General features: G+C 62.1%; 9 protein-coding genes. 3 read left to right on the top strand and 6 right to left on the bottom strand.

The window, feature by feature from the left end; genetic code table 11:
- Positions 1-196: 196 nt before the first annotated feature.
- Positions 197-2,284, bottom strand: coding sequence for a hypothetical protein (locus tag LNV07_RS15200; RefSeq protein WP_263572003.1), 2,088 nt, complete (start codon positions 2,282-2,284; stop codon positions 197-199).
- A gap of 574 nt (positions 2,285-2,858) precedes the next feature.
- Positions 2,859-4,265, bottom strand: coding sequence for an argininosuccinate lyase (argH, locus tag LNV07_RS15195; protein WP_263572002.1), 1,407 nt, complete (start codon positions 4,263-4,265; stop codon positions 2,859-2,861).
- 207 nt (positions 4,266-4,472) lie between these two features.
- On the opposite strand from argH, the gene LNV07_RS15190 reads away from it, so the two are divergent.
- Both LNV07_RS15190 and LNV07_RS15185 read left to right on the top strand, forming a co-directional pair.
- On the top strand, positions 4,473-5,468 hold the full coding sequence (locus LNV07_RS15190; RefSeq protein ID WP_263572001.1) for a sensor histidine kinase: 996 nt from the start codon (positions 4,473-4,475) through the stop codon (positions 5,466-5,468).
- Between the two features lie 24 nt (positions 5,469-5,492).
- Positions 5,493-6,329, top strand: coding sequence for a LytR/AlgR family response regulator transcription factor (locus tag LNV07_RS15185; protein WP_263572000.1), 837 nt, complete (start codon positions 5,493-5,495; stop codon positions 6,327-6,329).
- 47 nt (positions 6,330-6,376) lie between these two features.
- Here LNV07_RS15185 and LNV07_RS15180 read toward each other — a convergent pair whose 3' ends face one another.
- The 3 genes from LNV07_RS15180 to LNV07_RS15170 all read right to left on the bottom strand — a co-directional run bounded on the left by LNV07_RS15180 (position 6,377) and on the right by LNV07_RS15170 (position 9,048).
- Positions 6,377-6,988 carry a sensor histidine kinase gene (locus tag LNV07_RS15180; protein ID WP_263571999.1) on the bottom strand — a complete coding sequence of 204 codons (612 nt, stop codon included), beginning with the start codon at positions 6,986-6,988 and terminating at the stop codon, positions 6,377-6,379.
- Positions 6,989-7,009: 21 nt separating this feature from the next.
- Positions 7,010-8,695, bottom strand: coding sequence for a response regulator (locus LNV07_RS15175; RefSeq protein WP_263571998.1), 1,686 nt, complete (start codon positions 8,693-8,695; stop codon positions 7,010-7,012).
- Positions 8,696-8,844: 149 nt separating this feature from the next.
- Positions 8,845-9,048: a putative motility protein gene (locus LNV07_RS15170; RefSeq protein ID WP_263571997.1), complete on the bottom strand. Its 204-nt coding sequence runs from the start codon at positions 9,046-9,048 to the stop codon at positions 8,845-8,847.
- Positions 9,049-9,174: 126 nt separating this feature from the next.
- On the opposite strand from LNV07_RS15170, the gene LNV07_RS15165 reads away from it, so the two are divergent.
- Complete coding sequence (locus LNV07_RS15165) at positions 9,175-10,410, top strand: hypothetical protein (protein WP_263571996.1); 1,236 nt, start codon at positions 9,175-9,177, stop codon at positions 10,408-10,410.
- Here the strand turns inward: LNV07_RS15165 and ppc are convergent.
- The gene (ppc, locus tag LNV07_RS15160; protein ID WP_263571995.1) at positions 10,362-13,190 is read right to left on the bottom strand and encodes a phosphoenolpyruvate carboxylase; all 2,829 of its coding nucleotides are present in this window, start codon (positions 13,188-13,190) and stop codon (positions 10,362-10,364) included. The genes LNV07_RS15165 and ppc overlap by 49 nt on opposite strands.
- Between the last annotated feature and the right edge of the window lie 57 nt (positions 13,191-13,247).

Raw genomic sequence — 13,247 nt, 5'->3', positions numbered from 1 at the left:
TGATATTGCGAATGAGCCGATGCTCGCACCGTTGGCCGAGCAAAAAAAGGTCTCGTGAAGATGACACGAGACCTTGTCACGAGCTTGGCGAATCAGGGGCGTTAAGGTTTCCCGCTACTGTTTAGCCCTGCCCGAGACTTCACGCGGCTTGCTTGAACTTGGCTGCCGATCGACTCGACGCCAAGGGTCGAACCCCTCATTTCGCGGCGCGCATATTGGCAATGTCCTGCGCCATTTTGAGGGCCAATTTCGCCGACTTTTCGTCACCTTTGTTGCGATGAATCGAGGCGAGCGATTCGAGGCAGTTCTGCTTGCTCAAATCATCCAGCACACTCTTGCCCGAGGTGGCGGCCATCAGCAATGCGTTGGCATCGGCCAGATTTGACTGTCGCACAAGCACGCCATGCTCTTTGTCCTTGGAGATCGTCTTGAACGTCCGTCCCGCATTCACTCCTCGGGCGAATCGGACATAGTCCGTCAAGCGATGGCCTGGATGCTTTTCGAGCATGGTCTCAAAAGCCTCATTGCCTGAGCGCAAGAATTCAGAGTCGGAACCCTTCAGGAAGAACAAGGTGCCTTGTTCTTCGCCCAGAAGCAGGTTTGCCACCTCTTCATTTTCGGCCGATCCCGGATAGCGAACCCGTACCGACAGCACGTTGGACATGACTTGCGATCCATCCAGGGCGTGATAGACGGCCCGCAATGTGTATATGCCGGGCTGATCAAAGTAGAGTCCACCCTTGCCGAACCCGATATAGGCACTGTCTTCAATGACCTTGCCAGCCGGCAGGAACTTTGTCTTGCTGGCCATCAAATGGTCGATGTAGGGCTCATAAAGAACCACGCTGCCGTTGGGCCTTCCGATCACCACGCTGCACATGCCCTGGTTCGGGTGCACATGTGGAATGACGGTCTTGCCGCGCAGGTCGGTCGGGCTGAGCTTGAGATGAATGACCACAGGCTCACCCAAGGCAAAACTCGGATGCACGCCATTGATATGGAATTGCAATCCCGACTGATCACTGATCGGCTCGGCCATCAACTCGGGGTTGCTGAGGGAGGACCCCGTGGCGAAGGGGTTGCCGCCCAAGATGATGTTGTTGCGGAAAGCATGGCGCAGATGAGTCAGTTCCGGGTCGTCAAAGACAAAGCCAAAGGCGGCCCAGAACGCCGCCGCTCCACCGGGGTAGCGCCATGGATAGTTCATATAGGATTTGGCGTTAGGCCGGTTGGCGCCCGGTGGGTTGCCGAGGGACTTTTGCCAGGAATGCAGCAAATTGAAGCAGTGCCCCAGTTCATGCACATAGCAGTAGAGTTGTTCGCGCAGCCTGTCGGGCGTGCTGCCACCCAGCCCGGCATGAAATACCGCGCAACCTTGGCGTTGGCGCCCGGCCTGATCGAACATGATGCCCAGCAACCCGTCACCCAACTCATGGTGCTGACAAACGACCTGCCATACCGCCCATTGGGGAACATCGCGCCACAAGGAGAAATGCCTGACCATCGAGGCATGGAGTTCGGCATCTGACCAACGCACATCCCCCCCGGCTTCACGAATATCGATCACATCTGTGCCGGCGGTGGGCACCAGTTGGATGCCTGCTTCGGCGTAGGCGGACACGACCGACAAAGTCCGGCCCGGGCCACCCGAGGGTAGCGTCGCCGTGTTGTAGCTGCTGAATACCGGAGTCGTGACATCAGATACCCGGTCTGTTTCAATGAAGACCGAGCGGAAATGATGCGCCCCGAATTGGCAAAGGTAGCTGGCTCCGGGCGCGCCGCTGCTGGTGAAGAATTGCAGCACAGCAGGCGCTGCGGGCTGAAATATCGAACGTCGCTGGATCGTCACTTGTACGACGGGCGCTCCGGCACTCCAGGTGAAACGACCCTGACCACGAATCACGATCGCGTTGCTCGTGGTGGTGATGGCGGGGCTGTCGACGATGAAGGATCCGTAATAGTTGACGGTGGCGCCGGCCATCGTGAAGAAGTCCCCGCTGACCTTGCGCAGCGGGTGCACGCCATCAACGTCAACACGCAATTCGAGTTGAATGCCGGCTGTTGTGGGGCTTCGGTAGAGCCCGCTGCTGGTTCTATGAATGACAGGCAAAGGAGCGGGCGCTATCGCCTGAGCGATCTGCCCCTCAACACCGGCCGTAGGCTCTGCGGCGGTCAACACATCAAGCCGATCTTCGATTGAGAGCTCGGCAACATCGGCGAGATCCGCCGGATATTCGTCCACCAAATTGTCAAAGGAAGAGCTTGTCGGATCTTCGTAAGCCATATCAATCTCCTTGAGTTAGTGATTAAGTCAACACTCGATTCACTGGCCTCAGAGCCGTATTTGCAAGGTCAGCGAACTACAAACTTCGACATCTCAAAAACATCAAAGTTCTATCCATTCATATCGCCGAGCAGAGATGAACCGCAAAAAAATATTAGGCCGCCATTGACCGTCCTGATTGCGAAACAGCAATTGCAATGCACACCGCTTCGGTGAACGTGGGTTTCCCGGTGCCAGTTGGCTATCAGTGGTCTCTTGGAGTTAGCTTGTTTCAAGCCGAGCTTGAAATTCCCCGCCGGTGTACCGCCTTTGTGTCAGCGTTGGCTTGGGTGAATAGACAGTTGTGATGTTCGGTGCATGGCCGGACTTGGGCCTCACCTTGGCCGCTCAATGCTGCTGCCTGGGCGCCCGTGGAGCCATACCGCTGCCCGCGCCATCATGGGTCGGGAGCTGGTCACCCATAGGGCATTGTTGTAGCCGGCAAAAGCGGCTTGGCTTTCTGGTGTTGCCGTGTGGCTTGGGGGCGGTTGTGCCACCGCCCCCGCTTCGACCGCCCTGGGTTGAATCGATCCTGTCAGCCTAGCCGCACCCGGTGCCGGGCAATCTGCGCCCGCACCTGGGCCGGCGCGGTGCCGCCGAGAATATTCCGGGCGTTGAGGGAGCCGCGCAGCGACAAGACCTCGAACACATCCTCGCCAATGCGGGCATCGAACTTCTGCAACTCGCTCAAGGGCAGGGCCGACAAATCAAGCCCGGTGCCGATCGCCGTCTTGACCGCATGGGCGACGATCTCATGCGCGTCGCGGAAGGCCAGGCCTTTCTTGACCAAATAGTCGGCCAGATCGGTGGCGGTGGCATAACCCTTCAGCGCAGCGCGTTCCATCGCCTCGGGTTTGACGGTCAAGCCGCCCATCATTTCGGCAAAGATGCGCAGCGTGTCCTTGAGCGTGTCGACGGTGTCGAACAGCGGCTCCTTGTCTTCCTGGTTGTCCTTGTTATAGGCCAGCGGCTGGCCCTTCATCAAGGTGATCAAGCCCATCAGATGGCCGACCACGCGGCCGGTCTTGCCGCGTGCCAGCTCGGGCACATCGGGGTTTTTCTTCTGCGGCATGATGGAGGAGCCGGTGCAAAAGCGGTCGGCCAGGTCGATGAAGCCGAAGCTCTGGCTCATCCACAAGATCAACTCCTCGCTGAGGCGCGAGATGTGCACCATCACCAGCGAAGCGGCGGCCGTGAACTCGATCGCGAAGTCGCGGTCGGAGACGGCGTCCAGACTGTTCTGGCAGACCGCCTCCATCCCCAGCGTGCGGGCGACGCGCTCGCGGTCGAGCGGGTAGCTGGTGCCGGCGAGTGCCGCAGCGCCCAGCGGCAGGCGGTTGACGCGGCGGCGCACATCGACGAGGCGCTCGGCATCGCGGGCAAACATCTCCACATAGGCCAGCAAATGGTGGCCAAAGGCGACCGGCTGGGCGACTTGCAAATGGGTGAAGCCGGGCAGGATCACGTCGGCGTTCTTCTCGGCCACATCGACCAACGCCGTCTGCAGCGCGCTCAGCAAGACGCTCAGCTCATCGATCTCGCCGCGCAACCACAGGCGCACATCGGTGGCGACCTGGTCGTTGCGGCTGCGGCCGGTGTGCAGGCGTTTGCCGGCAATGCCGATCAGCGCGGTCAGGCGCGCCTCGATGTTCAGGTGCACATCCTCCAGGTCGAGCTGCCACTCAAAGCTGCCGGCCTCGATCTCGCTCTTGATGGTGGCCATGCCGGCTTGGATGGCGGCGTGATCTTCGGCACTCAGGATGCCTTGCGCCGCCAGCATCTCCGCATGGGCCAGACTGCCCTGGATGTCGGCCGCCCACATGCGCTTGTCGAAGAACACGCTGGACGTGTAGCGCTTGACCAGATCGCTCATCGGCTCCGAAAACAGCGCGGACCAGGCTTGGGCTTTGTTGGCAAGAGGGTTTTCTGAGACTGAGGACATGGCGGGCTGGACGGCTGAGTGGGGAAGGAAAAATGCGGCCGGTTTGACACACAATCCGGAGCAGGGCGATTCTATCGAGTCGCACACTTACCAGGCTTCGCACAGAGAAAGCAAACATTGAGACCACGCAGCAAGCCGTCGGACTGGCCCGATAGCCCCCCTCAATCCAGCATCTTGGGCTTTGCGTCAAGCGATACGGGTGACGCCGTGCTCCTGCCTTTGTTCGATCCCGAGCGGGTCTTTGACGTCTGCCATGTCGGCGTGGTCTTGCGGGCGGTGTTGGGTGTGCAGGGTTTGCTCGCCTTGGGTCTGGCGCTGGCATCGCGCGACTTGGCCACATGGATGCAAAGCATGGCCAGCGGCACGGTGGTGACGATGTCGGCCGTGCTGGCCTGGCTGCTGCTGGTTTGCAGCGCGCGTCGCCAGTTGGCTAGGCTGCCGCCCATCTGGCAATGGCTGTTGTTGATGAGTTTGGGCGCGCTATGCGCTTTGCTCGGCTGGGAGTTGCTGAGTCTGGCCAGCGATGAGCCCAGCAGCGCCTTTCGAGTCCTCAGCATTGGCTTGGCGGGGGCCGCCACCGCCGGGCAGCTTTTGGCCTGGTTGAAGCAACGCGAACGGGCGCAGCGGCCGGCCGACGCGATGGCGAAACTGGTCGAGTTGCAGGCCCGCATTCGCCCGCATTTCTTGTTCAATACGCTCAATAGCGCGATTGCCTTGGTGCGCTTGGACCCCCAAAAGGCCGAGGGTTTGCTGGAGGATTTGAGCGAGTTGTTTCGCGTCGCGTTGGCCGATGCGACCGCAGTGGTCAGCCTAGACGCCGAGATTGAATTGGCCCGCCGTTACCTCGACATTGAGCAGGTCCGTTTTGGCGAGCGCTTGCGCATTCATTGGCGCCTGGATCCGGCGGCGGGCGCGGCCAAGGTGCCACCCCTGCTGCTGCAACCATTGGTCGAGAATGCGGTGCGCCATGGCGTTGAGCCGAACGAGGCCGGCGGCGAGGTCGAAATCAGCACAAGGCGCCTGGGCAGCGAGGTGGAGATTTGCGTGCTCAATACGGTGGGCCTGCCGGCGCAAACATCTGGTCACGGTTTGGCGCTGCGCAATGTGCGCCAACGCCTGCGGCTGATGCATGATGTGGCAGCGCGTTTCGAGCTGAACCGGGAGCCGACTCGCTTCAGCGTGCGCATTGTGCTGCCCCGTTGAGCGGATTTTTGGGGAATCGATTCGATGTCTTTGCCTGTCACATTGAGAGTTTTGCTGGTTGACGACGAGCCCTTGGCGCGGCTGCGCTTGCGCAGTTTGCTGGAGGGCTGTGCTGATCCGTGCGCCGAGGTCGTCGCGGAGGCGGGCACTGCTTCGCAGGCTCAAGCCTGGCTGCGCGAGCATGGCTGCGATCTGGTCTTGCTGGATGTGCAAATGCCCGGCCCCGACGGACTGGCTTTGGCCACCAGCCTGCGCGCGCAAGGCGAGCAGGGCAGGCCGAGTCCGGCACTTGTGTTTGTGACGGCCCATGCCGAGCATGCGCTGCAGGCATTCGAATTGGATGCAACTGATTACCTGACCAAACCGGTGCGGCGCGAGCGCCTGCAAGCGGCCCTGTCGCGTGTGGCGCAGCGCATGGCCGAGCGGGCGGCCATGCTCGCAAGTCCAGAGGGTCAGGCCTTGCCCGGCGAGGAGGCGAGTGGCGTGATCAATGTGACGGATCGCGGCCGGCTCTTGCGGGTGCCGCTGGCCGAAGTGCTGTATTTCAAGGCCGAGCTGAAATATTTGACCCTGCGCACCGCGAGCCAAAGCCTGGTTATGGACGGCAGCCTGTCGGACTTGGAGCCGCGTCTGGGTGAACGTTTTTTGCGCGTCCATCGCAATGCCTTGGTGGCCAAATCGGCGGTGCGCGAGTTGGAACGGCATGCGCCGACCCATGGCGGCGAGGATGAAGCTGCCGGTGAAGGCAGTGAGGGGGCCGAGGGCTGGGCGGTGCGGATTGCCGGCGTCAATGAATGGCTGGCGGTCTCGAGGCGGCAGGTTGCGGCGGTGCGTGAGGCCTTGGCCGCGCAGGGCCGCTAAACCGGCCAGCCGATCCGGGCAGTGGCGCCGAGCGAGTAGTTCGAGTTTTAAGGCAGCCAGATTTCAAACTTGGTGCCGCCTTGCGGCCTGGGCTCCAGCGTAACCCGACCTTGGTGTTCACCATGCTTATGGGCACGAGCGACGGCCGCGCACAGCTCCATGCCCAGTCCGGTGGAGGAACGACTGGAGGGGTCTTTGGCGCCCAGGCCGAGGCCATCATCCTCGACCGAGAACACCAGGTAACTTCCTATTTGCTTGGCACCAATTTGAACGTCGGAGCGAGCAAATCTCCAGGCATTGTGCAGTGCGGCCTCCATGGCCAGCAGCACCAGCCGGGCATCGAAATACCAGAATGGCGGGGCCTCCGTGCAGTCGCCCAAGCGCAGCGGCGTGCCGTCCGGGCGGGAGTCGACCTTCAATAGTTTGTGCAAGAAGTCCAGTGGCGATTCGTCTTCGGCCTGCGCGCTCATCGGCCTATCGTCGGAGGCATACAAGGTCAGATAGGCGATCAGCCTTTGGCGCAACTGCGAGCAATGCTGGTGCGCGCGGTGTGCGCGTGGCCGGTCGGGTTCAGCCTCCAGCAGAAACAACTCGGCTTCGAGTACGCCCAATTGGTTCTTGATGTCGTGAACAAACAGGGCCAGCAACTCCCGGTTCATGCGTTTAGCTCCAGCATGTGCTCACTTGACCATTTTCACCAAGCTCGACGCGGGGCCGCTGGAGATTTCAATCGCCGAACCCTTGGTCTGCAAGGCCGCCAGCGTTTCGCGCAAATAGCGGCGCATGCTTGCCACGCGGTCATTCGCCGGCAGCAGTTTTTCCAGCCGCGCCAGATAGTCGCGCACCTGCTCGACGCGGCGGTCGTCAAGCGATTTTTTAAGGCGCAGCGACATGCAATTCATCTGCGCGCATTCCAGCAGCACGGTGGTGTTGTCGGGAAAGGCAGCCAACTCGCCTTCGATGGCCACCAGTGCTTCATCCAATTCGCCGGCGCGTAGCAGGCGCTTGGCCTCATGCAAGCGGGTCTTTAAGCCCTGAGTGGCCGTCTTGACCAGCAACTCTATCTGCTCGGTATGACCGGTGTCGGTCAAAGCCTTGCAAATCAGTTGCTGCACCCTTGAATTTTCATGGTCGGCGTTGACCGCTTGACGCAGCAAGGCCAGACCTGCCTCGACCTGCCCGGCCTGCAGTGCTGCCCTTGCGACGGTGACGGTGGCGAAATCGGCCTTGCCCTGACGCATGCTGGCGAGCGCTTGGGCAGCTTCCTTTTGCGCCTTGTCGGTGTCCCCCAGCAAGGCATGGGCCTGCGCGCGTATGGCCAGGGCCACGTTGTCGAATTCAGGCGTGTGGGAGCCCCGGGTGGCGGCTTCGCAAAGTGTTTCCAGCGCTTCTTTGGCCTCGCCCATGTCGATCTGGGTTTGGGCCATGATCAGCAGATCTTGCGAGTTAGCGGTCATCGCACCCTGGCTTGACTTCAAGGCCTTGCTCAGACTGGCCTTGGCGGTGGCGAGGTCACCGTTGCGGTAGGCGCTCTCTGAGAGCACGCGCAGCCGCTTGGCCGACGGCACCACCTGGGCTGCCTGCTTCATCAGAGTGAGTGCGCTGTTCGTATCCCCCAAGGCCTCCATCGAGGCCGCCACCAGGTCAAAGGCGACCAGGCATTTGGAACCCTCCTGGCTATCAAGAATTTCTTGACCCAAGCGCTTGGATTCCTCGAACTTGCCGGATGCCTTGGCAGCCTTCACCAAGCCCAGCTGTGCCCACATCAAGCCGTCGCGCAAGGCCAGCGCGTCCTGATAGATCCGTTTGGCGTCATCGGGGCAACCCAGATCGAGCAGCGCCTGCCCCTTGATCTGCAGCGCATGCATATACCAGCGGTCTTTTTTGGCCAACAGCGTGTCGCAGGCGGTCACCGCCGCGGCCAGGTCGTTCTTGTTCAGGTGGCGATTGATTTCGAGCAGCGCTTGACGCTTGTCGAGTTGGTTTTTCAGCCGGTCTTCGATGTCGCCGGCGGTGATGGGCTTGAGCAGATAGGCATCGGGCATATGCTCGCTGGCCGAGGCCACCGAGTTGTAATTGCTCTCGGCCGTGATCATGAAGAACAGGCAATCGGGCGCCAGCACGCGTTGATCGCGCAGCAACTCGAACAACTGCTGGCCGTCGGTGCGGTGGTTGAGGTTGTAGTCGCACAGAATCAGCCCGTAGCGCTTGGCCTTGATCATGCGCAGCGCGTCTTCGGCCGAGCCGGCCGCGTCGATCTTGCCGATGCCCAACATACCCAGCTGGCCGCGCAGCGTGGTCTGCTGGGTGGCCATATCGTCAACCACCAAGGCGTCGATCTTGGCGTAAGGTGTCTCTATATGCATGGGCTTACCTTGGTCTGGCGCCCCGGCCTGACAGGCGGGCGCGGCGCAATGAGTTTTGCTCGCAAGCCGCAAGCTTACCGGACGAACGGCTGCGCCGCGAGCACAAGCGCAGTAACAAGCTTTGTTTCAGGCCCAGACTTCTCCCGGATTCACGCATAGGTATTTAACTGCGTGCCCAGATGGCCGCTGCTGGCCAATGCCGGTTGAGGCGGCAAGCTGCCGAGCAGGTCCATAACACCTTGTGTCTGCAGATTGATGGCCTTCTTGAGCACCATCATCTGGGCGGCGCTTTCCACCGAGCCGGGCGAGGCTGAGCCGGCGTTGTTGACCAGGGCGGTGTTGGCGAGTTCCATGCTGCGAGCTCCTTGAAGGACGTTCCAGAGCTATCGGCTCGCAAGGGCATAACTTGAGCCGCCCATGGCCGAGCTTGTCGCTATCATCCGCCTGCGCGTCAGATGGCTGGCCTGGGAGGGCAAGGGATGAGGGTTCTGGGCGGTTTGCTCTTGGGTTTGTTGGTGGCGGCGGGGTTTTTGTGGCTGGGCAATGGCGAAGGCACGGCCGTGTCTGCGCCGCAGCCGGCCCGGGCGGATAGTGCGGCCTTGATCGCTAGCGCTGCGTCCGGTCAAATGTTGCCGGCTGCCTCCAATGACCCTTGGGCCTTGTTGAATCGTGCCGAAGTTTCAGGCGGAGATGATTCGCAGGCTTTGCCAATCGAGGTTCAAAAAGCCTTGGCCTGGTTGGACCCGGCCAAGGACTCCGCTTGGTGTGCGTTACGGGCGACGCAGGCGGCGGCCCCAGCGAACGAAGAGCACTCGGAGGAGCTTAGTTTGACCCTGGCGATGCACCAGACCTTGCTGCGTTGGGCGCATCTTCTGCAACAGCGTGGCGATCTCCGTTCATTGGCTGCGGCCGACTACTTGGAGGCCATGGCCTTGCAGATGTCTGAACAGCGTTGGGCGCTCGGCCCGTTGCAAGGGCGAGCGCTGAATAGCCAGGACGGTCGCGTGCTGGCTTTGGCTACGCAGCTGAGCTGTGAACCTGTGCAGGCCAGATGCCAAGACCTGGTGACGCGTTGGTTGTTGCTGGAGCCTCGCAATGAGTTGGCCTTGGGCTGGCAGTTCAATCTTCTTCCGCCCGACAGCCCAAGGCGGCTGGAGGCCTTGGCGCGCTTGGCCGAAGCCCAGGCGGATACTGAGTCACAGCGGTTTTGGGCCGAGTTCTTTCAGAGTCTGCCCCGTACTGCCAGCGAAGGTTTGCGTCGTGTGGCCGAGCAATCAGCGTTGGAATCATTGTTTTGGGCGGGCAGTGGGCCCCAAGTGGCGAGTTGGGCCATGGTTTGCCGCCGGGACAAACGCCCCGCCACGGTCTCCGCCTGTGTCAAGTTGGCCGAGCGGGTCTGGCAGAGCGAGCGCGCCAACTTGCTTGAAAAATCGCTGGCGGTTCTGATCGGCAAGAGCCAAGCCGGCGCAGGGTCTGACTGGGCTCAACGGGAGCAAACCGTCAAGGCCGTGCAGGCGGCCGGCTCGCGCATGCATGAAGAGGCAGTGGGCACTGGCCCAATCACATGCAAGCAGCTGGCAGCACGTCACGACAGGATGCAAGAGCTGTTGCGTGATGGCGAGTGGCGGGTGTTTAGCCGACTCGCCTCTCAAACGACCCCGCTCACTCAACCCGTATTGCGCAGCCCCGCCGCAATCCCGTTGATCGACAAATGAATGCCGCGCTGCACGCGCTCCAGCGCTGGATCTTCGGCGCGCTTGTCCGCCGGAATGGCGCGGTAGCGCCGCATCAGCTCGACCTGCAAATGGTTCAGCGGGTCGATATAAGGGAAGCGGTGCTCGATTGAGCGCGCCAGCGCCGGGTTGCCGGCCAGGCGGTTGGCCTCGCCGGTGATCAGGCTCAGCGCTTGCTGCGTGCGCAAAAACTCGGCCTTGACGGCGGCAAAAATCCTTTTGCCCAGGCGCTTGTCTTCGACCAGCTCCACATAGCGCTCGGCGATGCCCAGATCGGTCTTGGCCAAGACCATGTCCAGGTTCGACAGCAGGGTGCGGAAGAACGGCCAGCCTTTGAGCATGCGCTTGAGCAGGGATAAGTTTTGCTGGTGTTGAACCGAGCCTTCCTCGCCCAAGAATTCCAACACCGCCGAGCCGAAGCCGCACCAGCCCGGCAGCGCAACGCGGCTCTGGCCCCAGCTGAAACCCCAGGGGATGGCGCGCAGGTCTTCGATCGCGCGGGTCGCCTTGCGCGAGGCCGGGCGTGAGCCGATATTCAGCTCGGCAATTTCGCGGATCGGCGTGGCGGCGAAAAAGTAGTCGGCAAAGCCGGGCGTGTCATAGACCAGACCGCGATAGGCCTTGAAGCTGGCGTCGGACAGCGTTTGCGCCGCTTCCAGAAAGCTCTTCGGCGCGTTCTTGGTCGGGTGCAGCAGCGTGGCTTCCAGCGTCGCCGCCACCAGCGTCTCCAGATTGCGCCGGCCGATCTCGGGGTTGGCGTACTTGGAGGCGATCACCTCGCCCTGTTCGGTCAGACGGATCTGACCGTTGACGGTGCCCGGAGGCTGGGCCAGGATGGCCTGGTAGCTCGGGCCGCCGCCGCGGCCGACCGTGCCGCCACGGCCGTGGAAGAGCCGCAGCGTGATGCCATGCGCTTTGCTTAGCTTCTCGAACATATCCACCAGCGCGATCTCGGCGCGGTAGAGCTCCCAGCTGCTGGTAAAGACGCCGCCGTCCTTGTTGGAGTCGGAGTAGCCCAGCATGATGTCTTGCTCGGCGCCGCTGCGAATCAGCATGTCGGCGATGCCGGGCAATTCATAGAACTCGGCCATGATGGCCGGCGCCTCGCGCAGGTCGCCAATGGTCTCGAACAGAGGCGAGACGATCAAGTCGTTGACGGCGCTGCCCTCATCCAGCGTGCCGCGCAGCAGGCCGACTTCCTTCAGCAGCAATAAGACTTCCAGCAGGTCGCTGACCGACTCGGTGTGCGAGATGATGTAGTGGCGCAGCGACTCGCGGCCGAAAATTTGCAGCGATTCACGCGCGGCCTCAAAAATCGCCAGCTCGGTCAGGCTGCGCTCGCTATAGGCGGCACCATGCACGCGCAGGGGGCGGGCGTCGTTCAAGAGCTTGAGCAGCAGCTCGCGCTTATGAGCCTCGTTCAGGCTGGAGTAATCCGATTCGATCCGAGCGATCTGCAGCAGCTCGGCCAGCACCGCCTCATGCTGATCGGAGCTTTGGCGCAGGTCCAGCGTGGCCAGGTGAAAGCCGAACACCCTGACCGCACGCATCAGCGGCTTCAGGCGCGGCGCGATCAGCGCTTGCGCGTGGTTGCTGCGCAGCGAGGCCTCGATCACGGCCAAGTCGGCCAGCAGCTCATCGGCGCTCGCATAGGGTTCTTGCGGGGCGACCGCGTGGCGCATCGCCTCGGTGCCGGTCAACTGCTGCAGGGTGGCGGCGGCGCGCGCATACATGCCCGTCAAGGCACGGCGGTAGGGCTCGTCCATGCGATGCTCGTTGCGGTCCGGGCTGCGTTCGGCCAAGGCCTGCATCGCGGGCGAGACCTGCGCCAGCCTTGCCGAGATCGACAGCTCCGCGCCCAGCTCATGCAGCTCGGTCAGGTAGTGGCGCAGCGCCACCTCGCTCTGCCGTGCCAGCGCGTGGCGCATCGTCGTGGCGGTGACATTGGGGTTGCCGTCACGGTCGCCGCCGATCCAATGGCCCATGCGCAAAAAGCTGTTGAAGTCATGGCCCGGCAGTGCCTCTTCCAGCTCGGCATAGAGCTTGGGGATCTGACGCAAAAAGGTCGACTGGTAGTAGGACAGCGCGTTCTCGATCTCGTCGGCGACTGTGAGCTTGCTGTAGCGCAGCATGCGGGTCTGCCAGAGCTGGGTGACGCGGGCGCGGATGGCGGCCTCGTTGTCACGGTGCTCGCGCTCGGTGTGCAGCTCATCGCGCTGCTCGACCAATTGCGCGACGGCGCGCTCGGCGTCCAGAATGCTCTTGCGCTGCACCTCGGTCGGGTGGGCGGTCAAGACCGGCGAGATGAAGCCGTGGTGCAAGGTCTTGGCGATCTCGGCCGGACGCACGCCGGCTTCATGCAAGCGCTCCAGCGCGAAGGCCAGCGAGCCGGCTTGTTGGCTGCCGGCGCGTTCATGGATTTCGCGCCGGCGCACATGGTGGCGGTCCTCGGCGATATTGGCCAGATGCGAGAAATAGCTGAAGGCGCGGATCACGCTGACCGCTTGCTCGCCGCTCAGGCTCTTGAGCAGCTTGTCAAAGCTTTTGCCCGCCTGCGCGTCGGCCTTGTGACGATACGCGACCGAGAGCTTTCGGATGCGCTCGATCAGCTCATAGGTGTCGCGCCCCTCTTGCTCGCGAATCACCTCGCCCAGAATGCGGCCCAGCAGGCGGATGTCATCCATCAAGGGCTGGTTTTTGTCGGCAGCGGTGGGTGCAGACTTTTTGGCGCGGGACACTGGACTAACTGGCTTGGGCGGCATGGCAGGACTCGTCAGAAGGGGTGAAACAGGCATGTAACCAAGTTACGTGTTTCTGAC

Source organism: Roseateles oligotrophus, assembly GCF_025717515.1.
Classification (GTDB): Bacteria; Pseudomonadota; Gammaproteobacteria; order Burkholderiales; family Burkholderiaceae_C; genus Paucibacter_A; species Paucibacter_A oligotrophus.
This window is presented reverse-complemented; position numbering and strand designations above follow the sequence as displayed.

Bases quoted from the DNA above. Each gene is read 5' to 3' on its own strand.
- LNV07_RS15165 (WP_263571996.1), top strand. From the start codon at position 9,175: ATGAGGGTTCTGGGCGGTTTGCTCTTGGGTTTGTTGGTGGCGGCGGGG.
- LNV07_RS15170 (WP_263571997.1), bottom strand. From the start codon at position 9,048: ATGGAACTCGCCAACACCGCCCTGGTCAACAACGCCGGCTCAGCCTCG.
- argH (WP_263572002.1), bottom strand. From the start codon at position 4,265: ATGTCCTCAGTCTCAGAAAACCCTCTTGCCAACAAAGCCCAAGCCTGG.
- ppc (WP_263571995.1), bottom strand. From the start codon at position 13,190: ATGCCGCCCAAGCCAGTTAGTCCAGTGTCCCGCGCCAAAAAGTCTGCA.
- LNV07_RS15185 (WP_263572000.1), top strand. From the start codon at position 5,493: ATGTCTTTGCCTGTCACATTGAGAGTTTTGCTGGTTGACGACGAGCCC.
- LNV07_RS15175 (WP_263571998.1), bottom strand. From the start codon at position 8,695: ATGCATATAGAGACACCTTACGCCAAGATCGACGCCTTGGTGGTTGAC.
- LNV07_RS15180 (WP_263571999.1), bottom strand. From the start codon at position 6,988: ATGAACCGGGAGTTGCTGGCCCTGTTTGTTCACGACATCAAGAACCAA.
- LNV07_RS15200 (WP_263572003.1), bottom strand. From the start codon at position 2,284: ATGGCTTACGAAGATCCGACAAGCTCTTCCTTTGACAATTTGGTGGAC.